The organism is Archangium lansingense (genome assembly GCF_026626635.1).
Taxonomy (GTDB): Bacteria; Myxococcota; Myxococcia; order Myxococcales; family Myxococcaceae; genus Archangium; species Archangium lansingense.
This window is the reverse complement of record NZ_JAPNKA010000001.1, coordinates 9,323,287-9,348,550: the sequence shown is the minus strand read 5'-3', so window position 1 is coordinate 9,348,550 and position 25,264 is coordinate 9,323,287. Positions and strand designations below refer to the sequence as shown.

The window sequence follows — 25,264 nt, the reverse complement described above, 5'->3', positions numbered from 1 at the left end:
GAACTTCGTAGACACTCCACTAGAACCTGGGCACCAGGACGGACTCGCTTACGAGCGAGTCCACCAGCGAGGCGCGCCGCAACTCCTCCACCCCGGCGAAGGCCTCCTCTGCCGGTGTGAAGTCGCGCAGGGCGTCCAGCACGGGCGCCAGCCACGCCTCCACCGCGAGCCTTCTGCCGGTGCGCAGGTTGGCCACGTACCAGGCTGCTTCGGGTGCGCCCTCGAGTGAGGCGGGGAGCCGTACCACCGCGCAGTCCGGATCCATCCGGACGCGCGAGGGGCGTGGAGGCTCCGGCGGCGGCGCGTCTTCGGAGGCCTCCACCTGGGGAGGCGGCGCGGGCATGGGCTCCCTCGGTGGCGGATGATGGAGGTAAGCGCCAGCGACGCGCCCTGGGCTCAACGGCACCTGCCGCTGGAGCTGGCTGCTGAGGGTCTCGAGCACCTCGGGGAGCCGCGTGCGTGACACCGTGCCTGGTGCCTCGAAGCGCCGGGTCCGTGCGAGATCGAAGTCCGCGGGTGGATCGCCCCACTCCAAAGACCAGCCCCTGTAGTCTTTTGGCGTGCGTCCCGCTCCTGCCTGGAACGGGTGAACGCCCGCCACCCAATCGAAGAGCGGCTCTGCCTCGAGTCTCCGGAGCGTCAGCTCCAGCACTTCCTCATCCATGCGAGGCGCTCCCACCCACCACTCCGCGACGACTCGCACGCCCGCTTTGCTCAGGCTGCGGAGGCAGGTGCGCAGCTCGCTCAAGCGATGCCCATATCCATCCAGGTCCACCAGTCGCTCGTATCCGATGGAGCAGAACCCCACGATCGCCACCCGGCAGCCGCTCTCCACGAGCGCTTCCTGTTGGTACAGCGACGAGAACCTGACATGGCCCGCCCAGGGGGCGCCGCCCGTGAACGCCCGCACGTCCGCCGCGAAGGCATCCCCGAGGATCTGTCCCGAGGCGCGTCCAGGTGCACCGCGCGGGTAGGGGCCTTCACGCTCCATCGACATCCAGTCGAAGCCTGCGTACTCCTCGGGTGGCTTCGGGGGCGAGTGCACCTCCAGGCCCATCCAGGCGGGAATCCAGACGAGGGACTCCGGTCCGGGCTCGGCCTCCAGCGGCACCACTCGCCAGCGGAGGGGCACGACGTCCTCGGGGAACGTGGCCCGGTGGAACACGGTCATTCGGCCCAGCACCTTGCGGTGCGCCGTCGCGAAGGGACCGGCGAGCTCCAGGGCCACCGTCGCCGGGCATGCCCGTGCGAGCCACACCGCCGCAGGCAGTTGTGAGGCGCCTTCCAGCCACAGGCGCACCTGCGCTGCTTGGGCGATGCGCTCGGAGGCGAAGGCCAGCTCGTCGGTATAGGGCGCGGGGCGTCCCACGACGCGCAAGACGTCCGCGCTTCGCTCCGTGGTGCCGTCTTCGAGCTCCAGTCCATCGAGCTCGAGCCGGACTCCGGACTGCGAGCTGGACAGGGCGGTCAGCACTGCGCCCCGGGCTCTCAGCCTCGCGAGTCCTTCCCCACCGCTGCGCTCCTGGAGGGACTGTGCGGCCCGAAGCAGGAGCAGCTCCCGCATCTTCTGTGCCGTGGCGGGGCCTCCTTCCCGCGCTCCGGCTTCCCGCGCGATGGCCTCCGGTGAGAGGACGCGGCGGAAGAAGTCGCGCGCCACGTCCACCACCTGCCAGCCCTCGGGCACGTCCGGTGCGAGCGTCAGGTCCCGGTGCGGCGGCAGGATGAGCAACCTCATGAGCGGCTCTCCGGCTTCACGTTTTTGGACACCTGTGCTCCTCCTCCTACCCAGTCTACGCGATGGCAGCAGCCGTACCGGAAGTGTCAGTCCCGAGTGCTAACCATGGAGAATGACGAACTCCCTCGCCACGCTCTCCCGATCGTTGGCGCAGCTCGGGCAGCTCAGCGCGTCGCTCTCGGAGGTGTTGCCCCGTCTGCGCACGGCCGGACGGGTTGGGCTCCACGCGAGCGGATTGATGTCCGCCTGGGCCAGCGCGCTGCCCGTCGATGATGTGGACCTCGCCTTCTTCAAGAAGAGCTTCACGGGCGCCATGGACCTGCACGGGCGAGTGCTGTCGGATCCCGACAAGCGCGAGGCCCTGGCCCGCGCCGAGCGGGAGGACCTCCTCATGCTGCCGGTGTTCCTCGCGACCATGCTCTCTGACATCGGGCGCGTGCGCTCCAAGCAGCGCAATGGGGTGCTGGGCCTGCAAGTGGAGCCGGGCGATCCCTTCCCCTATCCGGACTACTACCTCACCGACTTCCACAACCAGGCCAACGGGGGCCTGTCCCTGCGTGCGGCGCTGACGTACGAGTGGCAGCTCCGCATCCTCTTCATGGGTGCCAATCGGCTCATGCGCCAGGGGGTCATCGACCAGATTCCCGAGGGGGGTCACCTGGACATCCTCGACGTGGCCTGCGGACCGGCGACGTGGCTGGGTCAGGCCTGGCTGCAGAACCGGCGGCATCGCTACACGGGGATTGATCTCTCCCCGTCCTATCTGGAGGCGGCCCGGCTGTTGCGCCGCAAGGCCACGCTCCTGCAGATGAACGCCGAGCAGCTGCTGCCGGAGTGGACGGACTGCTTCGACCTGGTGACCTGCATCTGGCTGTTCCACGAGCTGCCGCTGCCGGCCATCGAGCGTGTCACCGCGGAGATGGCGCGAGTACTCGAGCCGGGAGGGACGCTGCTCTTCCTGGATTCCATCCAGGAGGGGGACGGTTCTGCGGAGGAGTTGGGCCCCTTCGAGCACTTCGAGGCCTATTTCAACGAGCCCTACTTCCGGGACTACACGCGGCTGGACCTGCCGGAGCTTTTCGCGCGGCACGGGCTGCGGACGGTGAAGCAGGAGCGCTGGTTCCTGTCGAAGCTCCTGGTGCTGCGGAAGGAGGAGTAGGGCAGGCAGGCGAGCGCGCGGGGCGGTTCTCCGCTAGGTTCGGGGGGTGAAGAGGATCTCATACCGGAAGCTGGGGCTGCTCGGCGCGCTGTACTTCGCGCAGGGGCTGCCCTACGGCTTTCAGGCCAAGGCGTTGCCCATCTATCTGCGCGCGAGTGGCGTGGATGTGATGACCATCTCCGTCCTCGAGGTGCTGGCGCTCCCGTGGTTGCTCAAAGCGCTGTGGGCTCCGGTGGTGGACCGCTACGGCTCGGAGCGCCTGGGCCGGCGCAAGTCGTGGATTATCCCCATGCAGGTGGGCCTGGTGCTCACCTGTGCGGTGGCGGCCTTCGTCCCCATCCAGGGCCATTTGCCGTTGCTGCTCGGCCTCGTCTTCCTGATGAACCTCTTCGCGGCCACGCAGGACATCGCGGTGGACGGCTTCGCGGTGGACTTGCTGGAGCCGCACGAGCTGGGTGGAGGCAACTCAGCGCAGGTGATGGGCTACAAGTTCGGAATGCTCACCGCGGGAGGGCTGCTCGTGTGGATGATCGAGCTCATCCACTGGCAGGGCCTCTTCCTGGCGATGGGGGCGCTGTCGCTGCTGGTGCTCGGGGTGGTGCTCCTGACCCGGGAGCCTCGGCGCGTGGAGGAGGGCACGAATGGCAAGCGGCTCTCCTGGGCCGAGCTGCGAGAGCAATTCCGCGCCGCGCTGCTCCTGCCCGGCACGGGCTGGATGCTGTTCTTCATCGGCACCTACAAGCTGGGCGAGACGATGGTGGATGTGCTCTTCAAGCTCTTCCTCATCGACGCGCACTTCTCGGCCTCGCAGATTGGCCAATGGGTGGGGACGTGGGGGACCGTGGCGTCCCTGCTCGGCTCCGCCGCGGGAGGAGTGCTCGCCACCCGGATGCCGCTGCTGGGGGCGCTCGCGCTCGCCTCGTGCCTGCGTGTGTTCCCGCTCGGGTGGGAGTGGTGGCTGGCGCTTCATGGGCCCACGGAGGCGGGCGTCATCACCGCCACCATCGCGGAGCACTTCTTCGGGGGAGTGCTCACCACCACCGTGTTCGCGTTCATGATGTCGCGGGTGGATCGGCGCATCGGGGCCACGCACTACACGCTGCTGGCGAGCGTGGAGGTGTTTGGCAAGGCGCCGAGTGGGCCCCTCGCCGGCTTCCTGTACTCCAAGCTGGGCTGGAGCTACGCGGAGGTGTTCCTGCTCGGCGCGGTGCTCTCGGTGGCCTTCGTGGGGCTCCTCCTGCCCTTGAGGCGCAGGGCGTCAGCGCCCCTGTCCACCGCCCCCACCGTGTAGGACAGGGATTCCCTGGGAAGCCGCCCGTTTGCCAAGGGGAGGGGCGAAGAGGTGCTGGCGCGCGCCCGAGGAGAGCAACCTCAGGTGTAACCACCACCCCCTCGCGCGTATATAGGGGGGGCTCGCGAGGCGACAGGAGCGACATGGACGCGAAGAAGAAGGTGGGAGTCATTGCGGCGGTATTCGGACTGGCCGTGGCTGTCGTGCCCTGGCTCCTCCCCACGGGCCCGAGCTCGGGGCTGGACGCGGCGCGCTTCCTCGAGGCTGGCAGCTTCGCGCTCGGTGCGGCCGCGGTGTTCGCCGGTGGCTTGCTCACGGCGATGACTCCCTGCGTCTATCCGCTCATCCCCATCACCGTGTCCGTCTTCGGAGCGCGCAAGACCGAGGGCCGGGGCAAGGCGCTCGTGCTGACCAGCTCCTACATCGTCGGGATGGGGGTGGTGTTCAGCGGGCTGGGCGTGCTGGCGGCGAAGACGGGACAGGCCTTCGGCTCGATGCTGGGCAGTCCGGTGGTGGTGACGGGCCTGGCGCTGTTCCTCCTGCTGCTGGCCACGTCCATGTTCGGCGCCTTCGAGCTGGCGTTGCCCAGTGGGCTGCAGCAGCGGCTCAACTCGGTGGGCGGCTCGGGTGTCACGGGCGCCTTCCTCATGGGCAGCGTGTCCGGCTTCCTCGCGGCCCCCTGCACCGGGCCGGTGCTGACGGGCCTGCTGGCCTTCGTGGCCAAGTCGCAGAGCACGGCGCTCGGGGCGACGCTGCTCTTCATCTACGCGCTCGGCATTGGCGTGCCCTTCTTCCTCATCGGCGTCTTCACCGTGCGCCTGCCCAAGAGCGGGGTGTGGATGGAGTGGGTGAAGAGCGTGCTGGGCATCGTGCTGGTGGCGCTCGCCATCTCGTACATCCGGGACGGCTTCCCCGCGGTGGGCGGGGTGGTGAAGGGCCTGGCCGAGCAGCTGGGTCGGACGCCGGGCACGGTCATCGCCTCGGTGCTGGCGGTGCTGGGCGTGCTGGTGGGCGCCATTCACCTGTCCTTCAAGGAGGGGGCGCGGGACTTCGCCCTCAAGGGCGTCGGTGTGGCGCTGGTGGTGGTGGCCCTGGTGCTGCGCGGTGGCGCCATGGATGCGAAGTCGGCGGGGGCCCTGTGGGTGTCGCTCGGGATGATGGAGCCGCTCAAGGCGCCCACCTTCGAGTGGCACGCGGTGCTGCCGGCCAAGGGCAACGGCTTCTCGACCGAGTCCTTCGAGCAGGTGCTGGCTCGTGCGAAGAGCGAGGGCCGGCCGGTGATGATCGACTTCTTCGCGGAGTGGTGCGCGGCCTGCAAGGAGCTGGATCGCGAGACCTACCCGGCGCTCGAGGTGATCAGCGAGTCGGGGCGCTTCATCAACGTGAAGGTGGACGCGACGAACAGCGATGACGCGCTGGACACGCTGATGGAGCGCTTCGGGGTGGAGGGGCTGCCCACGGTGGCCTTCATCTCGTCCAACGGCGAGATGCTGCGCGCCCCGAGGGTGACGGGCTTCCTCGAGCCGCGCTCTTTCGTCGTGGAGATGAAGAAGGTCAACTAGCGGCCGGGCCCGCGGCGCTACGCGTCGCGGTGGACGGTGTCGGGCGAGAAGGCGGGGAGGCAGATGGCCATGTACTCGGCGCCATCGGCCTCGGGGGTGCTGTAGCGGACCCACTCGCCGGGCTCGGTGATGACGGCCTGGCCCGCGCGCACGTCCAACTGGCCGCCCTTGTACTCCACCCGCAGCGAGCCCCTGAGGACGACGGTGATCTCGCGGAACTCGGGCGTCTGACCGGGCTCCAGCCACCCGCCGGGGCTGCGCATGTGGGCGACGCTGACGTCGGCCTGCCTCGAGTTCACCCGCCCCACGTACTCGTCGATGAGCTTGGGCTTGTTGCCCGCGGCCTCGATGCGCGTGGGGGCGGGAATGAGGGTCGGCATGTCTCTCTCCAGGGTAGGGGGATGGTGCGCCGGCAAGCTACCAGCGCCCGGCCCTCTCCGGGGGAAGTCCCGTGGAGAGAGGGATGCTCCTAGCGAATCGAGTCGCCGGCCACCGCGGTGCTCCCGCCGCTCAGGTACTCGAGCGCCTTGTCCAGCACCTCGTCCCTGCCGGACTGGATGCCCGCGAGCGTCGGCCTCACATAGAGCTGGGGCCGCAGACCCACCCGCTGCAACTGGCGCCCGTCCACGTGCCGCACGTCGTGGCCGGTGAAGATCATCGAGATGCCGCCGGGCAGCACCAGGTCCGTGATGTCGCCGTTGGCGCCCGCGCTGGGGCTGCCGATGAACGTGGTGCCGTTGGCGGCCTCGAAGAACAGGCCCGAGTGCTCGGACTGGCTGATGGCGCGCTCGTCGATGAGCATCACCGTCCGGCCGCGATACAGGGGCACATCAGCCTTGGGCAGCTCCTGGATGAACTTGTACCGGCCGACCGTCTCGTCGCCGGAGACGACGTTGCGCTCGAACACCGCCGCCTGGCGCGCCTTGCGCGTGTTGAGGTACGGCGCGATGGACCAGGCCGTCCCGTTCGGGTAGCCGCGCATGTCGAAGACGATGGCCTTCGTGCCCTTCAGCTTCTCGAACATGGCCGCCACCTCGGCCGTCTGCAGGAGCGTCAGGTCCACGTAGCCGATGTTGCCCGCCAGCACGCGGTACGGCTCGCCCTGCTTGGGCTTCTGCAGCGACTGGATGCTCCGGGTGAAGCGCACCTGCTTGATCTTCCCACCGGCGTCACGCACCCCCAGCGTCCCCTGGGAGCCCTCGGGCCCCGCGAGCGCCTTGGCCAGCAGCCGGTGCCGCAGGTGCACCGGGTGTGAGGCCGTGACATAGGGCTCCAGTCCCTTCATCCGCTCCGCCAGCGGCTTGCCGTCGATCGTCTCGATGACCATGCCTCGCGCCAGGCCCGGAGCGGCCTCCGCGTTCCGCACGCTCATCACCACCGCCGAGCCGTCGAGCTCCATCGCCTCGAAGGGCGCGCTCACCCCGGTGATGCCTCGCTTCTCCAGCTCCGGGTGGCCGCGCAGGTTGGTGTGTCCGTCCTGCACGAGCGTGCTCAGCTCCGCCACCGCGAGCGCGTACTCCGCCGCGTCCTTCGCCTTCTCGAACTTCGGCAGGAACGTGGTCAGCGCGCTGTCCCAGTCCCGGCTGAGCAGGTGCTTGTACGGATAGAAGAGGTGGATGACGTTCCAGAGCCGGAAGAGCGCCAGCAGGCGGTGCTCGCGGTTCGGGTAGAGCATGTCCTCGTACTTGCGGTCAGCCTGCCACCGGGCGGGGGGCAGCTCGGTCTCGCGCGCCGCCTTGCCCTTCTTCGCCGGCTTCTTCGCCAGCTCGAGCGCCTTCTGCAGCGTCTCGTCCTTGTCCGAGCGCGCGCGCTTGGGCAGCACGGCGTCCGCGCGCATGGGAATGCCCAGCTCGCTGAGCCGCACCGAGGCCGTCAGCCCGGCGCCGAGCTCCACCTGCGTCTGGTCCACCACCGCGCCGTCGTCCAGCCGTCCCTCGGTGACGAGCTGCGCCAGTCCCTGGGCCTTCATCGCGAGGGCGCGGGGATCCAGGTATGACTTGTCATCCAGCAGGAAGATGACCGGGCGCGCCTTGCCATCGCCCTTGGGGGAGAGCTCCTCGCCCGCCGTGGTGAGGAACGAGGTGCCGTAGCCGCCGCTCGTCCCACCGAGCGACTGGGGACGGAAGCCCGAGTGGTACACCCTCCGCTCACCGGGGACCTGGAGCTCCTCGCTGAGGAGGTACGGCAGGAGCCTGCCGAGCGCCGTGGACATGGACCAGGCGACGTTGGGCTCCAGCCCGCGGGCGCGCAGGTCCACGATGATGGCCTTGGCCTTGGAGATGTCTGGGCGCAGCTCTTCGGGCCTGGCACGCAGGGTGCCCATGGCCGCGGCATCCTTCACGGCGCGCAGGTCCAGCACGAGCACGTCCTTGGACTCCCAGGTGCGCAGCTCACGGACCGCGACCGCGGGTCCCTTCTGCGAGCCCTCCTGCTGCTCGTCGGGGCGGAGGATGCGCGTGGCGGGATCCCTCAGCTCGTCCAGCATGTCCTGGACGGCGGCGGCGTAGGCCGCACGATCCTTCGCGGCCTCCACCTTGGGAATGGCGGCCACGAGCGCGGCGTCCCAGTCGAGGTTCTTGTAGGCGAGCGCGGGGTGGCGGTAGCGCACCTGGCCCCACAGACGGGCCAGACTCTCCAAGCGCTCTTCCCGGGAGGGGAAGGCTTTGGGGGTGGGCTCTGCCGCCGACGCGGTGGATGCGGCGAGGCCGAGGGCCAGAGCGAGACACGTGAGAACGGTGCGCAGCATGTACCTTCCTGGGGGAAGAAGAGCGTCCGGGGGACCCAACGGTATCGCACCACCCTCGTTCCCTCGAAGTGGGGAGTGCAGTTCCTGGGGCGAGAGCCCCGCTGAGAGCCCCTGGTTGCCCGCACCGGGAGTGTGGACCAGGGAGGGGGGTGTGAACCAGTTCACTGCAATGGAGTGAGCGAACTCACAGCGCCGGAGGGCCGGCCATGAGAAGGTGCTTTCAGAAACAGGGGCGGTTCCGTCGAGCGAGGGGGCTTGCACTGCGGAGCCGGATACACCCCAAGAGGCGCCTATCAGTACAAAGGGGGGAGGCGCCTCTGGATTCCCGCGAGGTCCGGGGGGGCACGCGGGATTCTACGTGGCCCGCTTCTTGATGCCGGGGGGCATCGGGGAGCGGGCCGCGGTCTTTTTAGGGTCCAGTGTGAGAGCCGGTCCAAAACCTGTCACGGGACGGTGACGCAGCCGAGCCCATACCCAAGCGCGGGAGATACCCGGCGAATAGACTTGGGGGTTACAGGGGGCTTGCACGGTTGCAGCCCGGGAAGGCATCTCCATGAGCCAGGCCATTCGGCAAGAGGGACTCGGTCCCTCGGACGGGCCAGACGTATCCGTATCCGGGAGCGCGGCGACCTTCGTGCATCCCAGCCCGTCGGCCCCTGGCTTACCGGACGCGTCGGGTATCGGCTCCGCCACCACTCTGCACGCAGCCTCGAATGCTTCCGGTCCGAGTGTGTCCGAGGCTACCTCAGAGGTGACGTTGCCGCAGGTGGACCCATCCCACTACGCCATCTCCGGCGAGCTGGCCCACGGTGGCATCGGCCGCATCCTCCGCGCGAGGGACCTGCGGCTGGACCGGCCCGTGGCCATCAAGGAGATGCTCCTACCGGCTCGCGAGGCCGAGTCTCGCTTCGTGGCCGAGGCGCTCGTCACCGCGCGTCTGCAGCACCCCTCCATTGTTCCGGTGTACGAGGCGGGGCGCTGGCCGGGAGGTGAGCCCTTCTACTCCATGAAGCTGGTGGCGGGTCGCTCGCTGGCGGACGTCATCGCCGAGCGAAAAACGCTCGAGGAGCGGCTGGCGCTGCTTCCGCACGTGCTGGCGGTGGCCGAGGCCATGGCCTACGCGCACTCCGAGCGCATCATCCACCGCGACCTCAAGCCGGCCAACGTGCTGGTGGGGAACTATGGCGAGACGGTCGTCATCGACTGGGGCCTGGCCAAGGATCTCTCACGCGATCAGGGCTCCGAGTCCGTGGAGGCCAGCGGCACGGCCTCGGATTCTTCGGATTCTGAGGACGGGGTCCATACCCGGGTAGGCACGGTGATGGGGACGCCGGCGTACATGCCGCCGGAGCAGGCCGCGGGCCATCCCGTGGACGAGCGCGCCGACGTCTACGCGCTGGGTGCCATCCTCTACCACCTGCTGGCGGGGGTGCAGCCGTATGACGGGGGCTCCTCGGGGCAGGTGTTGCAGCGGGTGGTGCAGGGCCCGCCGCCGCCGCTCTCCCAGCGCCAGAAGTGCATCCCGGTGGACCTGTTGGCCATCGTGACCAAGGCCATGGCACGCGAGCCCGCCGATCGCTACGCCTGCGCGCGCGAGCTGGTGGAGGACCTGCGGCGCTTCCAGACGGGGCAGATCGTCGGGGCGTACGAGTACTCGCGGATGGAGCTGCTGCGCCGCTTCGTCCGGCGCTACCGGGCCGTTGTGGCGGTGCTGGGCGTGGCGGTGGCGCTGCTGGCAGCGGTGGGCTGGGTGAGCCTCTGCCGCGTCCTGGATGCGCGTGACCGGGCCGAGAGCAAGCAGGCCGAGGCCGAACTGGCGCGCAGCGAGGCGGAAGGGGCTCGGCAACAAGCGATGGCGAAGGCCGACGAGCTCATGCTGGTGCAGGCCAGCAACGCCGTGGAGACGGATCCAATCGGCACCATCCGCTGGCTGCGGCGCCTGTCTCCTGGGTTCACTCGCTGGCCGGAGGTGCGCATGCTCGCGGCGGACGCCCGCGCCCACGGTTTCGCCACCGTGCTGAGTGGCCACAAGGAGCTCGTCAACGCGCTGCTCTTCTCGCCCGATGGCCGGCGCCTCGTGAGCAGCAGCGACGACCATTCCCTGCGTCTATGGAGCCTGGAGCAGGGCACCAGCCAGGTCCTCGCCGGTCACACCGATGAGGCCTGGAAGCTCGTGCTCTTCCCCGACGAGCGGAGCTTCGTCTCCAGCAGCAAGGACGGGACGCTTCGCCGCTGGGACCTGGAGACCGGCGAGGGCCAGGTCTTCACCACGCTCGCCGGGCCCGTGTCGGGGCTCATCACCTCCGCGGATGGCCGCTACCTCCTCGCCAACAGCCGTGTGGACGACCAGCTCTTCGTCTGGGACCGGGACGGCGGTGAACCCCGAATCCTGCGCACGGGGTTTGGAGGCGCCGAGGCACTGGTGGCCTCACCTGATGGTGGATACGTGCTCGTCTGCACCTTCTCCTCCCATCGAGCGGTGCTTGGAGACCTGTCGCGTGGCACGTTCCGGCCCTTGGTGGAGGGGGCGCAAGTGAAGGGGATGGCGTTCTCCCCGAGCGGCGAGCTGGTCGTCGTGGCGGGGAGTGATGGCACCCTGCACGCCTTCGAGACGCGGAGCGGCAGGAGCAGGAGTCTCGGTGGAAACGTTGGCAAGGTCTCGGCGCTCGCCTTCTCGCCGGATGGCGGCAGTCTGGCGGTCGCGAACCTGGACGGGAAGGTATGGCTCCTGGACGTCGCCTCTGGTCGGTCCAGGGCGGTGGATGTCCCGGAGGCGAAGATGCTCCAGGGCCTCAAGTTCTCTCCGGATGGCCGGTATCTCGTCGCCCACGGCAGCGGGACCGTTGCGCACCTGTGGAATGTCTCGACCGGTGAGTCCCGCAGCCTGCACACGGCTCCGGAGGTGATCTACACCACGCAGTTCTCTCCGGATGGCCGACACCTCGCCACCGGTAGCACCGATGGCACCCTGCGTCTGTTCGACGTGGACATGGCGAGTCACCGCCTCCTCGCGAAGACTCCGGCTCCCCTCCTGTCTCTGAGTCGCTCGTTCGATGGCCAGCGGTTGCTCACCCTGGACAAGAGCGGGACGTTGCGCATGGTGGACTCCGTCGCCGGGGCGGTTCTGTTGGAAGAGAGCGGAGGTGCCCAGGTCCCGCCCGTGTCCTCGCAGGATGGCAAGTGGTTCGTGTCCGCGGGCAGTGACCACCGGCTCCAACTCCGAGATGGCACCACCGGGCGTGTGGTGCGCCACCTCGAGGGCCATGCCCAGGTCGTCACCGCGCTCGCTGTTTCTGGCGATGGGCAGTGGCTGGCCTCGGCGGACAAGGGCGGCGAAGTGCGGCTGTGGTCGATGGCCTCCGGTGAGGGGCGGGTAGTCGGCGGCCGCCATGAGCAGAAGGTGCTGCAACTCGCCTTCTCGCCGGATGCTCGACGGCTGGCCTCGGGGGGGCAGGACAAGACGGTGATGCTGTGGGACGTGGCCTCGGGAGAGGGTCGGAGCCTGGGCAGCCACGACGACGACGTCAGCGCCCTGGCCTTCTCACCGGACGGCCGCCGACTGGTCTCTGGAGGGATGGATCACACCCTTCGCATCTGGAGTTTTCTGGAGAAAGACAAGGACCAGCGTCTGGATTCGAGCGGGGCGGGAGTCCAGGAGGTCCTCTTCTCGCCGGACGGCAGGTGGCTGGTCAGCAGGAGCAAGAGTGATCCCCGCCTGCGGCTGTGGGACGGGAAGACCGGAGCGTTCCAGCACGTACTCCGGGGCCATGCCGCCGATGCCCTCGATCTTGCCTTCTCGCCCGACGGCACGCGGCTGGCCTCGGTGAGCTACGACGGGACCGTGCGGCTCTGGGACGTGGAGAAGAACAAGCACCGGGTGCTCCAGGGGCACACCGGCGCCGTCACGGGCGTGGAGTTCCTTCCGGATGGCCGGTCACTCATCTCCATCGGCGAGGACGGCGCCGTGCGGTCGTGGCCAGACGAACTGCCCTGGGCGCAGCAATCGCTGCGCACCTGGATGGCGACGGTGAAGGGCTCCGAACCGTAGTCTCGGGCACTGAAAAAAGGCCCGGGAATCCCGGCTATCCCTTGACTTCACGCTGCGCGCGCCAATCAAGTGGCGCGTGGCGAAGGTCGTAATGGGGACACCTCGCCCTCGCTCCGCCCCCCGAAGACGAGACACGAGATGAACCGCAACAAGCTGTTGTCGTGCGCCGCGCTGGTGCTGGCCTCGCTGGCACCGGCAGGGCAGGCCACCGCCGCCACTCAGCAGGCCCAGGCCAGCTCGGCCATCATGGTTCAGGGCTTCCACTGGAACTCGGCCAACTACGCCAATCCCAACTGGTACAACGTCCTGCAAGGCAAGGCGAGCGACCTGGGGGCCATGGGCTTCACCCACGTCTGGCTCCCGCCGCCCACTGACGCAGGCTCCACGCAGGGCTATCTGCCGCGCCAGCTCAACGTCCTCGACTCTCGCTACGGCAGCGAGACCGACCTGAAGAACGCGATCACCGCCTTCTCCAACGCTGGCATCAAGTCGGTGGCGGACGTGGTCATCAACCACCGCGTGGGAACGGCCGGTTGGTATGACTTCACCAACCCCGCCTGGGGCACCTACGCCGTCGCCGCCGGTGACGAGTGCAACTGCTCCACGGGCGCCGCCGACTCCGGAGATGGCTACAGCGCCGCCCGCGACATCGATCACAGCAACACCACCGTCCAGGGCGACATCAAGAACTGGCTGAACAACCGGCTCAAGGGCGTGGGCTTCAGCGGCATCCGCTATGACTATTCCAAGGGCTACGGTGCCAGCTACGCCAAGGTCTACCACGACGCCATGGCGCCGGACTTCTGCGTGGGGGAGATCTGGACCGATCTCAACTACAGCAACGTGGATGCGCATCGGCAGCTGCTGATGAACTGGGTGGACGGCACGCAGGGGACGTGCGGCGCGTTCGACTTCACCACCAAGGGCCTGCTCAACCAGGCGCTGGCCTACAACGAGTACGGGCGGCTCAAGGACTCCACGGGCAAGCCGGCCGGTGGCATCGGCTGGTGGGCGCAGAAGATGGTGACGTTCGTGGACAACCACGACACCGGCCCGAGCGAGTCCTGTGGCAACGGGCAGAACCACTGGCCGGTGCCTTGTGACAAGGTGCTGCAGGGCTATGCCTACGTGCTGACGCACCCGGGCATCCCCTCGGTGTACTACTCGCACATCTACGACTGGGGCCTCCGGACGCAGCTCAAGGCGCTGATGGACGTGCGCAAGGCGCAGGGCCTCACCTCGACGTCCACGGTGGCCATCCAGCGCGCCGAGAACGGCCTGTACGCGGCCATCATCAACGGCAACACGGCGATGAAGATCGGCGCCACGGAATGGAACCCGGGCACCGAGTGGACGCTGGCCACGTCCGGGACGGGCTACGCGGTGTGGACGAAGGGCTCCACGGGTGGTGGCGGGGGCACGTGCACCACGGTGCCGGTGACCTTCACCATCGCCAACGCCAACACCACTCTCGGGCAGGACCTCTACGTGGTGGGCAACCAGACGCAGCTCGGCACCTGGACGCCGGCCAGTGGCTTCAAGCTGACCATCCAGGGCTCGGGCGCCAACGTCCCCTGGAGCGGCACGGTGCAGCTCCCCCCCGCCACGGCCATCCAGTACAAGTTCGTCAAGTACAACGCCAACACGGCAACGGCGGCGTGGGAGAGCAACGCGGCCACCACCAGCGGCAACCGCGAGGCCACCACGGCGGCCTGCGAGAGCTCCACCACGCTCAACGGCGGCAACTTCCGCTTCTGAGCTGGCCGGCCCTCCGGTCGCGCGCTTCACCAACTGGTCCGACCATCGGACCAGTTGCTCGCCTTCGGGCCCGGAGGGTCTCCTTGCGGTGGGCCTCCGGGCCTACTCCGTCCAGGAGATGCGGAACGTGGCCTCGCCGGTGGCGGTGCTGGCGGCGAGCGTCACCGAGAGTCCCTGGGCGCCAGCCTTCTCCAGGGCCTCGCTGAGCAGACCCCGGAAGTACCCGGTGCGCAGGGCGTAGTTGAACCACAGCTCGTAGGTGCTCGGCCCCACCTTGCGCAGGCGCGTCTCGGTGTAGTTGTTCGCGCTGCGGAAGTTGCGGCTCATTCGCTCCAGGGTGCGGTGCGGCCCGAGCACCTTCGTTATCGAGAACACCGCCTTGCCCATCATCGTCTCCCGGTAGGAGCGCATGAAGGCTCGGCCCAGCTCGAAGCCCGCCTCGTCCTGGGACAGGCCCGGCCAGAGCTGGCCGGTGATGAAGTCGATGAGCGCGGTGTACGTCTCCACCGGGTACGCGGGCAGCAGCGGCTTGCTCGGGTCGACTCCCAGCGCCGTCAGCCCGGAGCGGTGCTCGGGCGCAAGCGGTTGCCCCAGCACTCGGAGATTGCTCTGGACCGTGTAGTCGAAGATGAGCTTCTGCATCGCGGCGTCCAACCTATCACCGCGCGTGTGCCCGGTGACTCCCCACGTCTTCTCATGACGAGACCGCTCCGCGCATGGCGCACCGCGGCGTCGCTCAGTCGTCGTCGGAGAGGCGGCCGCGGGCGGTGAGCACCCGGTCGATCATCAGCTCGTGGAGCGCGTAGAGGGGGCGGGCCATCTCCTCGCCTTCGAGGACGGAGATGGCTCCGGCGATGGCCTCCACGGTGGACATGCCATACGGGTGGGGCGAGCGGCGCAGGCGCCGGGCGTCCGGTGGGGGAGGAGGCAAGGCGAGCCCCGGCAGACGGCGCAGCTCGGGGAGGCGCTGGTACATGCGCCGGGCCTGGGCCCAGTTGCCATCCAGCACCACCAGGTGCTCGGGCGGAGGCGTGCCGGGCGGGGGCGGCTGGGCATCCGGGAAGAGCAGCCAGGTGCTCGGAGCGGCGAGCACCGAGACGTCGAAGGGCTGCTGGCCCGGGGCTCCATAGGTGAGGATGCGGCAGTTGGTGAGGGCGAGCCCCGCCAGCCGCGCCGTGTTGGTGGACTTGTTCGCTTCCTTGTTGTGGCGGATGACGAGGAAGCGGGTGCGCGTCTCCAGCCGAGGCACCTCGGCACACAGACACAGGGCGGTGGGCAGGTAGCAGCCGGGACAGCGTCCGGCGAGATCCGCCGGGGTGCGAGACCTCATTTGCCCTGACGATAGCGCTGCATCAGCTCGCGCGCCTCGCGCAGCTTGCTCTCGACGAAGCGGTCCTCGGCGTCCATCTCCTCGTCCGTGTCCAGGCCGAGCTGGAAGAGGGCCGAGAGGCTGGCCGGGTTGACGTCGAGCCACTCGGCGGTGCGGTCGAGCACGTTGCGGCGGCGGTCGGCGAAGGTCTCGGGGCTCTCGTCGGGCAGGCAGCGGCAGATGCGGGCCGAGTCGTTGCCCACGTCCACATAGAGGCCGAGCACCTCGGTATCCAGCTCGGCGGCGATGGCCGAGGCGGCCTCGGTGACGTGCGAGGCGAGGGCGTGCGCGGCGGAGCGCTCGGTCATGGAGCGCACCAGGTAGACGCGCCAACCGGCCTCTCCGAGTGTGCCGGCGGCCTCGAGGGGGGCGAGCTCGGCGGGAGGAGCGGAGATGCGCGTGAGGACGCGGCGCACGGGTGCCTCGATGTGCTCGAGCTGAGCGCTCGAGGTCGGGCAGAAGAAGACGACGCGGTACTCGCGGCTATCGACAGAGGGTTCCATGAGGGGACTGCTCCCGCGGGCACGGACGGGGCCAACCAAAGAGGACCACTCCCCTGGCCTGAAGCGCAAGCGGGTATTTGAGGGTGTGCGAGGGGACTGCTACACGGGAGGCATGTCCATCACGCTCTATATCAAGAACGGTTGAACGGGTTGTAAGTCAGCGCGGGAGTTTCTCGCGCAAAAGGACGTGCAGGCGGAAGTCCGGGAGCTGGTGAAGAAGCCGCTGAGCGAGGCCGAGGTCCGGGCGCTGGCGGCGAGGATGGGAGGAGTCCGGGAGCTGATAGCCCCCAAGAGGAAGGGGGAGCTGGGCTCGCTAGGGGAGGAGGAGCTGGTCAAGCACCTGGCGGCGAACCCCAACCACGTGCGTAGGCCGCTGATCGACACGGGGAGTCAACTGCTAGGAGGCTTCACCGCGGAGGTCCGGGCAGCCCTGGAGAAGCACCTGAAGAAGTAGAAGAAGTACCCCTCACTGCGAGTCCCCGGCCCCCATGGGTCACATCGTACCCGTGGGAGCCGGAGCGGGCTGAGCGGGGGCACGGGGCTCGGCGGCGACCCAGGCGCCGGAGAGGAGGACAACCAGTCCACCCAAGAGACCCAGGGGCCCGAGGGCCTCGCCGAAGACGAGCACTCCAAGGAGCGCGGCGGTGAGGGGCTCCAGGTAGGTGAGGGCGCCAGCGGTGGCGGTGGGGACGTGGCGGAGTCCGGAATAGAACAGGCTGTTGGCGACGATGCCGCACAGGACGGTGCCGGCAGCCACCTGGAGGAGGCTGGAGTCGAGGGCGGGGGGGAGGGCGTCGCGTCCGAAGAGGAGCAGCAGGAGGAGGTCGGAGGGGATGGCGTGAAGGGAGTTGATGGCCAGGGGTGAGAAGGCGCGGGCGGCCTCCTTGGAGGCGAGGACGTTGGCCATGAAGAAGAGGGCGCTGGCGCCACCGAGGAGCGCGGTCCACGGGTCGGCGAATCCCCCCTGAGGCGTGCCGAGGATGAGGGCGAGGCCTGCGAGGGTAAGGGGGGCGCCGAGGAGAGCGCGGGCGGAGCGGCGCTCGCGGAGGACCCAGGGGGCGGCGAGGGCGATGAGGAGGGGGGCCAGGTAGTGGGTGAGGACGGCGACGGTGACGGGCCCGCGCTGGACGGCGGCGAAGTAGAGGGCGGCGTTGGCGGCGTCGCAGACTCCGAGGACACCGAGCGCGAGGGTGGCGCGGCGGTCGCGGAAGGGCTCGCGGCGCAGGACGAAGGGGGCGGGCAGGGCCATGACGGCCATCATGAGCAGGGCGCTCTGCGGACCGGTGAGCCCCGCGGGCCGCAGGACGAGAGGCCAGCATCCCCAGAGGGTGGTCCCCAGGGCGACCATGACGAAGTACTTCACGAAGTCTCCAGACGGGTGGGGGCGCGCGGGCCCCCGGGCGGGCGCGGAGAGTAGCCGAGGCACCTGGTAGGCGCGTGGGCCGCGTGGACACTTCCTCCTGCCCGGATGCCCAGGGGGCGAGCGGAGCGGCTCAGCCGATGCGGCCGATCTCCGCGCCGCGCTCGTAGACGGTGATGGGGCCGTCCTCGGAGACGTTGATGGCCACGCCGCGGAAGCTGGCGCGCCAGGCGGCGAGGGTGCGGGCTCCAGGCATGCTGGGCTCGCGCACGCCGAGGCGGGCGATCTCCTTGGGGCTGGAGACCATGCAGGCGATGTCGAGCACGCTGCCGTCCTGGTCGAGCACGACGGCACCATCGGTGGCGGCGGCGGCGGTGATGACCTGGCGCTGGGCCCAGACGGAGATGTTCTGGCCGCGGAGGCTGCGGCGCAGGTGGCTGTTGGCGGCCAGGGGGTGGCCGTGGTCGGGGATGAGGTCGGTGAGCTCGTTGCGCGAGTCGAGCAGACAGAAGAGGGCGCCGGTGCGCTCGTAGGACAGATCGATGGCGGCACTGAGCACGCCGATGACGACGTCCTCGCGGAAGCGGGAGGAGATGCGCTCGTGGAGGCCGTCGTAGTCGAGGACGCGCCATTGGCCGTGGGTCTTCTGGAAGACGGAGCCCTTGCCGCTGAGGATGAAGAGGTCGCTCTGGGGCGAGGTCACCAGCGCGACGTCATGGGCGGCATGGGCGAGGACGGCCTGGACGGGGACGAGCGTCTCGTGGGGGGCGTAACGCAGGGCGGCGTCGTTGCGGTCCACCTCGGCGAGCGAGATGAAGCCGATGATGGTGCCGGACTGCATGCTGGCGAGCAGGGCGACGCGGCGGCCGTCGACGACGGTGCGGATCCACTTCTCCCGGAGGAGGGCGTTCTCGATGGAGAGGCCGCCGGGGAGGGGGATGAACTTGTTCTGGAGCTTCTGGACGAGCCGGTTGGCCTTGCGCGCGATGATGAGGCAGTGGCGGACGTTGCGGCCCTCGTAGGTGAGGGCCATGGAGTCCTCCATGGCGCGGACCCAGTTGGACATCTTATGGGGCCGGGAGTTGAGGTAGCGGGCGACGGCGCGGCGCAGACGGGTCTGCTCGAGCGCGGCCCAGTGCTCGTCGAGGGACCTGGCGGAGGTGACGTGGGTCAGGTCGTCATTGAAGACGCGGCAGAAGGTGCGGGCGAAGTGGCTGTCGCTGACGCGGACGGGGCGGCGCAGGTCGATGAGGAGGCCGGCCTGGGGCGTGGGTTGATCGAAGTAGAGGAGCGCGGCAAGGCGGCGCTCGTCGAGCGGGAGCACCTTGGGCTTGAGCGCGGCGGAGGGCCGAGCTCTTCCACATGCGCGGCAAGCTCGTCCGCCGAGAGCGAAGACGTGGTGCTGCCGGGGAAGATGTCCTTGAAGGAGGTGGCCAGCGAGGCGAGAGCATCGATGACGACCAGGGGCCTGCGCGTTCGCATCGGGGACTCATTCTAGGCAGGTCGGCCGAAGTTCCCTCACAAAAGGACAGGGGGCCTCAACCGGCGACGACGGCGATGGCGGGCTGCTCGACCGCCGGTCCGACGAGCGACTGCCTCTCCCAGGCCCTGCTCCGCCACCGGAACCAGAAGACGATGCCTCGCGTCCATTCATCCGCCGCCACGGCGAGCCAGACGCCGGCCAGCCCCAGGTTCAGCTTGAAGACGAAGAGGTAGCCCAGGGACAGGCTCAGGCAGGCCATCGAGAGGAAGCCCATGTAGACGGTGAAGGTGGCATCTCCGGTGGCCCGCAGGGCATTGACCAGGACGAGGTTGAAGGACCGCCCGGTCTCGAGGATGAGGCTCAGGACGATGACCTGGGAGGTCAGTCGGATGATGTCGCCGTTGTCCGTGAACAGCCCGACCAGGGGCTTGCGGAGCAGGATGGCAACTACGTCCACCAGGACGGTGATGGCCACGCTCCACTTCAAGCTCCGCAGGGCCTGCTGGTACGCGTCCTCCCGGCGGTTGGCCCCCACCAGCCGCCCGATGAGGATGGACGTCCCGATGCCGATGGCGAGGCTGAACAGGAAGACATACTGGGAGATGGCCATCGCGTACTGCCGGGAGGCCAGGGCCGCGGAGCCGAGGAAGGTGGCGTAGTACAGGAACACCGTCTGGCAGGCGTGGTAGGTGACCTGCTCGACGGCGGAAGGGACGCCCACCTTGAGGATCTTCCGGATGTAGTCCCGCGAGAACGTCACGTAATCCCGAGGCACCATCCGGACGTTCATCACGCGGTACAGCATCCAGATGAAGACGACGAGCGCGACGGATCGGCTCATCACGGTGGAGATGGCCGCACCGGCCACGCCCAGCTCCGGCAGGCCGCCATGGCCGAAGATGAGCAGGTAGTTGCCGAGCACGTGGACCACGTTCATGCCCAGCGAGACGTACATGGACTCCTTGGTGAAGCCATACGTGCGGATCAGGCTGGAGAAGACGTTGATGAGCGCCTGGATGAAGAGGAATCCGCCCGCGATGCCCATGTACGTCCGTGCATGAGCCAGCACCGGGCCCTGCAGGTTCATGTGCGTCAGGATGGCGTCGCCGAACAGCAGCAGGCCCGCGCTGACCACGATGCCGAGCAGGAGGTTCAACGTGATGGAGAGGGCGGAGATCCGGGCGGCCTCCTGCGCTCGCCGGGCGCCGATGTACTGGGCCACGACGATGGAGGCGCCGTTGCTGATGACCTCCATGAGCAGGATGCAGATGAAGATGTACTGATTGACGACGCCCACCGCGGAGACGGCATCGTCGGAGACGCCGCTGAGCATCAGCGTGTCCGCCGTGCCCATCATCATGAACAGCAAGAACTCCAGGAAGATGGGCCACGTCAGCCGTAACAGCCCCAGACCAGGTTGTTCCGACGTCGTTCCAGGGGGCACGGCTATTTCGTTCGTCACGCGCGGGCGTTTCTCATGACTCCGCCTCGCCGTCGAGCGCTCAGTGGGCGCCTGCCTGCCTGGTTGCTCCGGGACACACGGTCATCACCTCGCGGACCGCATTGTCTCAAGGGGCGAGCACCAGCCCATCCGCCACGCCACGCTCCATCGCGGCGCGGATGCTGGCTTCCGCCACACCCGTGGCCGCCGCCACGTCCTCCGGTGCCAGCCCTTCCACCGCCATCTTCAGGGCCAGCAGCGCCGCGTCGTCGGCGGCCATGTACAGGGTTGTCAGCGTCGTCGGGTGGCGCCACAGCAGCGCCATTTCCTCACCCGGTAGCGGCTCGCCGTGCGCACCGTCCCGGACGAAGGCGCACAGCCGCCAGGGGTGCTGCAGCACCGTCAACGTGGGGTTGGGCGACAGTCGCTCCATTGTCTCGGGGACCCGCTCCTCCGAGGCGTACACCGCGAAGTCCGTCCACTCGAAGCGAGCCAACGCTGGCACCCACGCGGTCAGCCCCCGTTCCTCCCGGGCCCTGTCCGCGAGGAAGTCCGGGAAGTGCTCTCCCAGCCGGTTGAGCTCATGGTGCCGCGCCGGTCCGGTGGCGAAGTAATCCCGTATCAGCTCCTCCCAGGTCGCTTCTCCTACGCACCGTCGCACCAGCGGAAAGAGCTTCTCCACCCCATCCACCACGTGGTGACGGACGAAGCGCCCATACAGCGCCACCCGCTCACGCGGGGCCTCCCACCCGGGGTGTGCCGCATACAACCGCTCCATCCCCTCCGCCCCAGGCTCCGAGAGGTATGCCCTCATGGACTCGAAGAAATGCTGGAGGCCCGGCATCACCGTACCCCCAGCTCTCCGAGCACCCCACGTGCCCGATCCGCCTCGTCCAGCACCGCCTCCATCGACGGGATGTCCTGGTCCCATTCGATGAGCGTCGACACCGGCCCGGTGCGCTCCAGGAGATACCGGTAGAGCGCCCACACCTCATCGCGGACGGTGGCTCCGTGGCTGTCGATGACGATGTCCGGCAGCTCCGTGTGCCCCGCCAGGTGGACCTGCACCACCCGCTCCAGGGGCAGCGCATCCAGGAAGGCCCTCGGGTCGTACCCGTGGTTGCGCGCATTCACGTACACGTTGTTCACGTCGAGCAATAGGCCGCAGTCCGCCTCCTCGACTACCGCCCGGAGGAAGGCGGCCTCGGACAGGGTGCTGCCGGGCATGCGTGCGTAATAGGTGATGTTCTCCAACACGAAGGGCCGTCCCACCCTCGCCACCACCTCGCGCACCCGGGGCACCACGTGCTCCACTGCCTCCTCGGAGAAGGGCAGAGGCAGCAGATCGTGCAGGTACACCCCACCCAGCCTCGCGAAGCACAGGTGGTCCGAGAAGAAGGGCGCGTCCACCCGCTCCACCAGCGCCGCCAGCCGGCTCACGTATTCCTCGTCCAGGGGCTCGGGCCCGCCAATGTCGAGCCCCACCCCGTGGGGAATCACAGGCCAGCGCTCGGCGCAGGCGTCCAGCGCCCGCTGCGCACGGCCGCCCAGGGTGAGGAAGTTCTCGGAGACGAGCTCCACCCAATCCAGCACTCGGGGAGTGCGAGGGAGGTGCTCATAGAAGTCCCGCCGGAGTCCGATTCCGGCTCCCAGCGGCTTCAATTCCTGACGCCATGCAGGACCCATGGGCTACCTGCCACCCGCGCAGCCGCTCTCGCCGCAGCCTCCCTGGGAGCCCTTCTCCGGAGTCGCGGCTTTCTGATCGCCGCTGCAGGAGCCTTCACCGCATGAGGCCTCGCTGCCCTTCTGGGTGGCCTTGCCGCTGCACGAGGCCTCGCCACCCCTGGCGCTACAAGAACCCTGCGCGCCCTTTTCTGTGCCAGGCGCCGCGGAACCACTGGAGGTCGCACATCCCGCCGCGAGCGAGCCGAGAGACAGAGTGCCGACGACTGCTGCCAGAGTCTTGATGTTCATCTGCTATTTCCTTTTCAGGCGAAGCCAATGAAGGGGTGGAATGGGGCAGGGGCGGATGTGACGAACACTCCATCAATTGGATGCAAGCCTTGCGTCTGGCGGAATTGGGCTGGATGAACGCAGATTCTTCCTGGCGCCGGGCTCCAGCGTGAGGTCCCAGTTGCAGAGCTGGTCTTCGCAGGGGCCGATGCCCTCTATGCCCGCTTCATCGAGTCCACTCAGGAGGGCGCAGGCTACCGCTCCGCCTGGGAGTGGCCCGACCCCTCCGATGTCCCCCTTGAAGCCCCAAGGCCCTGCTACGGCGGACCCTTCTTGGTCGGCTTGGTACCGAATGTCTCCTCGAAGGCTTCGCCTTCGGAGTCCGTGCCCACAGGAGACATGGGGGCAGCGAAGTTGCTGCCGTGCACGTCCGACAGGATCGAGATCGCCTCGTGCAAATCTTCCCTCGAAGGCGTTGGACTCGAAGACATGTTCTGCAGGGCCGAGATGAACCGCTGCCCTCGCGGCGAGCCCGGGGGCTGTACGCTCGGCACCGGGGCACTGGAAGCAGAGGAGCTGGATGCCGAGCTGCTGGGAGCCGGAGCGCTGGCCGTCGAACTGCTGGATCTGCTCGAGCCTGGCCCATTCGCCCAGAGCTTGAGCGTGTTGCCCGTGTTCCGAGCAATCAACCTTTGCTGAGCGGGCGTCGGCTTCTGGGCATCCGGCTGCTCGAACGTCGCATGCGTTTGGGGAGCGGAGGCCTGCTGGGGCGTGAGGTTCCCCGTCTGGGCCAGGCGCATCTTGGCGGCGACAGAGGCCTGGTCCCGGCCTCCCGAGCGAGCCGCCTCCAGTGCGGCCAGGTTGTGAAAGGTGGGGTTGGTCCCCTGCATCGGGTGGATGGGCGTGCTCCTGCTTGCCATGACCGAGTACTTCGAGCTCTGCCCCGCCCCCTGCAAGGCCACCGTCGTCTTGCTGAGCAGGGAAGGCCCGCTCCTGGCCCCCTCGTTCGGGACCCTCACTGTCGTCTGGCTGCTGCCGAACTTCTGGACGGAGTGAGAGGGCTGCTTTCCAGTCGTAGGAGCGGGAGCCGGTGCAGAAGCTGAAGCAGAAGCCGGAGCGGGAGCGGAAGTGCGCATCTGCGCCACGCCATGACCCATCTCCAGGTTGAGCATCGATTTGAGTGGGTTGTTCTGTGAGTAGGGCTCGGTAAAGGTGCTTGGATCCTTTGCCTGTTTCGCCAGCTTACGCTGGATGTGTTTCTGGGAGGCAGCCTGGTAGAACTTGCTGGCCACTTGGGCCTGAGTCCCGAGCTGCTCCTCTTCGGAGGGGGTGCTGCTCTCCACCTGGCTGGATGCCTGTGTTACCTGCTTTTTGTACTTCGTCACGATGGCGTCACGCCCCGGCTTCGTGGTGGGGTCATCCGTACTCGATGAGGCGCTCGCGGATGTGGTGGTCGTGGGAGAGGGGGCATGCCTCTTCCTGCTCTCCTTCCTGCCCGAGCCGCTGGACGAAGAGGACGCACTGGAAGAGGAGGTGGTGGTTGTTGTCCTCGGGGACGATGTTGAAACAGTGGGCGCCGGTGAAAAGGTAGAAGATCTGGAGGAGTTTGGGCGGGAGGGAGACGACCGCAGGGGGAGGTTCGCTGAATGGTGCGACAGGTGCGAGCCGGGCACAGTGGAGGAGGAACCGGCCCGGTTGTTGTTGACTGGGCTGATGGTCCCGGATGATGACGTGCGCTGCGTGTTTTGCATGGTGGCCAGCCGTGGCGAGCGGCGCAACTCGGGCTGGATCGGGTCGTATCTCGTAGAACTCTTCGATTTGGGAGCCTTTGGCATTTTGCACCCGCGGTGGTGATTGACACCGGTTTTGATTTTGGGTGGAAGGATTGGTTTCCCGGTGAATAGCTACCTGCTGGGGGGGACCGTCCCTGGCGTAGCCTTGGTGGAGGCGGTAGTCTGGGCGGGGCTAATGCGGAACCGCTGGTTGTCCTGGCCGGTGCACTTCCACTGGACGAGCTGGGCGCCGGAGGAGTTGCCGCCCTGTGGCGCCGCCAGGCATTTGCCGCTGAGTTGATTGCGGATCTCTCGGTGGCCATCGGTGCCCCGGTCACTCACATGGAACACCTGACAGCTCGCACCACTGCACTCCCGTTGGACGAGGGGGGCTCCTTCCTCGCGGCTCCCATCCTTGACATCCACGCATTGGCCGCTCTGCTGGGAGATGATGTTGAAGCGCCGGTCCTCGGGCTTCCCGACCGGCTTCAGCCAGAAACCCTGGGCGGATTGGAGCTGGAAGGGAGACAGGACGACCGCATCCTGGCTCTTGGAGCCGCCAACGGTCAGTACATGAGGGCTGTCCTTGAGCGTGATGGCGAGAGGCGGTTCCTCGGCTCGCGCCGTGGTGCCCAGGCCCAAGGTCGTCGTGGCAATCATGAACATGGACATCATTCGCGTCATCGTGGATTCCTTCGTGGGGATGATGGGAAATGCTGTAAGGGAATGGAGCTCGAACGTCGGTTCTGTGACGCTCAGGAGTCTCCGCCGCCTGACTGATTGGATTTGGGCGCACGGATCTGGCCGATGAGCACCGTGGTGGCACCTTTCACGATGCGCCCGCCGTGCTGCGTGGGGTCTCCCATCCGGGCCGCCGGTTTGCCCCCGATGAGGACTGTCGTCTCTCCTTCCTGGATCGTGTCTGTCGGCCCGATGCAGGCGAGCGGGTCTCCCTTCCGTGCGGCGGGCAGGCCTCCGATGAGCACGGTGAGCTCTCCTGCCAGGACGGGGCCTCCGACGTGTGGAAGCGGCCCGATCTTCGGACAGGTATGATTATCGTCGAATCGCGCGGCTGGAAGCATGG

At 68.2% G+C, this 25,264-nt stretch carries 21 protein-coding genes; 7 read left to right on the top strand and 14 right to left on the bottom strand.

Annotation, left to right across the window (positions count from 1 at the left end; genetic code table 11):
* Positions 1-19: 19 nt before the first annotated feature.
* Positions 20-1,735 (bottom strand): hypothetical protein, encoded by a 1,716-nt coding sequence (locus tag OV287_RS36925; RefSeq protein WP_267538731.1) that lies wholly within the window; start codon positions 1,733-1,735, stop codon positions 20-22.
* A 112-nt stretch (positions 1,736-1,847) separates the two neighbouring features.
* On the opposite strand from OV287_RS36925, the gene OV287_RS36920 reads away from it, so the two are divergent.
* From OV287_RS36920 to OV287_RS36910, 3 genes are all read left to right on the top strand, one after another.
* Positions 1,848-2,894 carry a class I SAM-dependent methyltransferase gene (locus OV287_RS36920; RefSeq protein ID WP_267538730.1) on the top strand — a complete coding sequence of 349 codons (1,047 nt, stop codon included), beginning with the start codon at positions 1,848-1,850 and terminating at the stop codon, positions 2,892-2,894.
* Positions 2,895-2,940: 46 nt separating this feature from the next.
* Positions 2,941-4,185 (top strand): MFS transporter, encoded by a 1,245-nt coding sequence (locus tag OV287_RS36915; protein WP_267538729.1) that lies wholly within the window; start codon positions 2,941-2,943, stop codon positions 4,183-4,185.
* 143 nt (positions 4,186-4,328) lie between these two features.
* Positions 4,329-5,747, top strand: coding sequence for a protein-disulfide reductase DsbD family protein (locus OV287_RS36910; RefSeq protein WP_267538728.1), 1,419 nt, complete (start codon positions 4,329-4,331; stop codon positions 5,745-5,747).
* 17 nt (positions 5,748-5,764) lie between these two features.
* On the opposite strand, the gene OV287_RS36905 is transcribed toward OV287_RS36910, so the two are convergent.
* Positions 5,765-6,127: a cupin domain-containing protein gene (locus OV287_RS36905; protein WP_267538727.1), complete on the bottom strand. Its 363-nt coding sequence runs from the start codon at positions 6,125-6,127 to the stop codon at positions 5,765-5,767.
* An 89-nt stretch (positions 6,128-6,216) separates the two neighbouring features.
* On the bottom strand, positions 6,217-8,493 hold the full coding sequence (locus OV287_RS36900) for a S41 family peptidase (RefSeq protein WP_267538726.1): 2,277 nt from the start codon (positions 8,491-8,493) through the stop codon (positions 6,217-6,219).
* Between the two features lie 766 nt (positions 8,494-9,259).
* Between OV287_RS36900 and OV287_RS36895 the strand changes: the two genes are divergently transcribed.
* Positions 9,260-12,541, top strand: a complete 3,282-nt coding sequence (locus tag OV287_RS36895) for a WD40 repeat domain-containing serine/threonine protein kinase (protein WP_267538725.1) — start codon at positions 9,260-9,262, stop codon at positions 12,539-12,541.
* Between the two features lie 138 nt (positions 12,542-12,679).
* Positions 12,680-14,299 carry a carbohydrate-binding module family 20 domain-containing protein gene (locus OV287_RS36890; protein ID WP_267538724.1) on the top strand — a complete coding sequence of 540 codons (1,620 nt, stop codon included), beginning with the start codon at positions 12,680-12,682 and terminating at the stop codon, positions 14,297-14,299.
* A gap of 102 nt (positions 14,300-14,401) precedes the next feature.
* Here OV287_RS36890 and OV287_RS36885 read toward each other — a convergent pair whose 3' ends face one another.
* The 3 genes from OV287_RS36885 to OV287_RS36875 all read right to left on the bottom strand — a co-directional run bounded on the left by OV287_RS36885 (position 14,402) and on the right by OV287_RS36875 (position 16,171).
* Entirely contained in the window at positions 14,402-14,941 is a 540-nt protein-coding gene (locus OV287_RS36885) for a DUF2378 family protein (RefSeq protein ID WP_267538723.1), read from the bottom strand.
* Between the two features lie 94 nt (positions 14,942-15,035).
* Positions 15,036-15,629: a tRNA-uridine aminocarboxypropyltransferase gene (locus OV287_RS36880; protein WP_267538722.1), complete on the bottom strand. Its 594-nt coding sequence runs from the start codon at positions 15,627-15,629 to the stop codon at positions 15,036-15,038.
* Positions 15,626-16,171 carry a hypothetical protein gene (locus OV287_RS36875; RefSeq protein WP_267538721.1) on the bottom strand — a complete coding sequence of 182 codons (546 nt, stop codon included), beginning with the start codon at positions 16,169-16,171 and terminating at the stop codon, positions 15,626-15,628. Before OV287_RS36875 ends, OV287_RS36880 begins: the two co-directional genes overlap by 4 nt.
* A 187-nt stretch (positions 16,172-16,358) precedes the next feature.
* Between OV287_RS36875 and OV287_RS36870 the strand changes: the two genes are divergently transcribed.
* The gene (locus tag OV287_RS36870) at positions 16,359-16,625 is read left to right on the top strand and encodes an arsenate reductase family protein (protein ID WP_267538720.1); all 267 of its coding nucleotides are present in this window, start codon (positions 16,359-16,361) and stop codon (positions 16,623-16,625) included.
* Between the two features lie 39 nt (positions 16,626-16,664).
* Here OV287_RS36870 and OV287_RS36865 read toward each other — a convergent pair whose 3' ends face one another.
* From OV287_RS36865 to OV287_RS36840, 6 genes are all read right to left on the bottom strand, one after another.
* Positions 16,665-17,534: a DMT family transporter gene (locus OV287_RS36865; RefSeq protein WP_267538719.1), complete on the bottom strand. Its 870-nt coding sequence runs from the start codon at positions 17,532-17,534 to the stop codon at positions 16,665-16,667.
* A gap of 130 nt (positions 17,535-17,664) precedes the next feature.
* Complete coding sequence (locus tag OV287_RS36860; RefSeq protein ID WP_267538718.1) at positions 17,665-18,855, bottom strand: hypothetical protein; 1,191 nt, start codon at positions 18,853-18,855, stop codon at positions 17,665-17,667.
* Between the two features lie 214 nt (positions 18,856-19,069).
* Complete coding sequence (locus OV287_RS36855; protein WP_267538717.1) at positions 19,070-20,476, bottom strand: MATE family efflux transporter; 1,407 nt, start codon at positions 20,474-20,476, stop codon at positions 19,070-19,072.
* 106 nt (positions 20,477-20,582) lie between these two features.
* Complete coding sequence (locus tag OV287_RS36850) at positions 20,583-21,302, bottom strand: HvfC/BufC N-terminal domain-containing protein (RefSeq protein ID WP_267538716.1); 720 nt, start codon at positions 21,300-21,302, stop codon at positions 20,583-20,585.
* Positions 21,299-22,141, bottom strand: coding sequence for an MNIO family bufferin maturase (gene bufB, locus OV287_RS36845; RefSeq protein WP_267538715.1), 843 nt, complete (start codon positions 22,139-22,141; stop codon positions 21,299-21,301). Before bufB ends, OV287_RS36850 begins: the two co-directional genes overlap by 4 nt.
* Before the next feature lie 584 nt (positions 22,142-22,725).
* Positions 22,726-23,793: a hypothetical protein gene (locus tag OV287_RS36840; protein ID WP_267538714.1), complete on the bottom strand. Its 1,068-nt coding sequence runs from the start codon at positions 23,791-23,793 to the stop codon at positions 22,726-22,728.
* On the opposite strand from OV287_RS36840, the gene OV287_RS36835 reads away from it, so the two are divergent.
* Positions 23,780-24,262, top strand: coding sequence for a hypothetical protein (locus tag OV287_RS36835; RefSeq protein ID WP_267538713.1), 483 nt, complete (start codon positions 23,780-23,782; stop codon positions 24,260-24,262). The two genes, OV287_RS36840 and OV287_RS36835, sit on opposite strands and share 14 nt — an antisense overlap.
* Before the next feature lie 50 nt (positions 24,263-24,312).
* On the opposite strand, the gene OV287_RS36830 is transcribed toward OV287_RS36835, so the two are convergent.
* Positions 24,313-24,864, bottom strand: coding sequence for an RICIN domain-containing protein (locus OV287_RS36830; protein ID WP_267538712.1), 552 nt, complete (start codon positions 24,862-24,864; stop codon positions 24,313-24,315).
* A gap of 71 nt (positions 24,865-24,935) precedes the next feature.
* Positions 24,936-25,262: a PAAR domain-containing protein gene (locus OV287_RS36825; RefSeq protein WP_267538711.1), complete on the bottom strand. Its 327-nt coding sequence runs from the start codon at positions 25,260-25,262 to the stop codon at positions 24,936-24,938.
* Positions 25,263-25,264 lie beyond the last annotated feature (2 nt).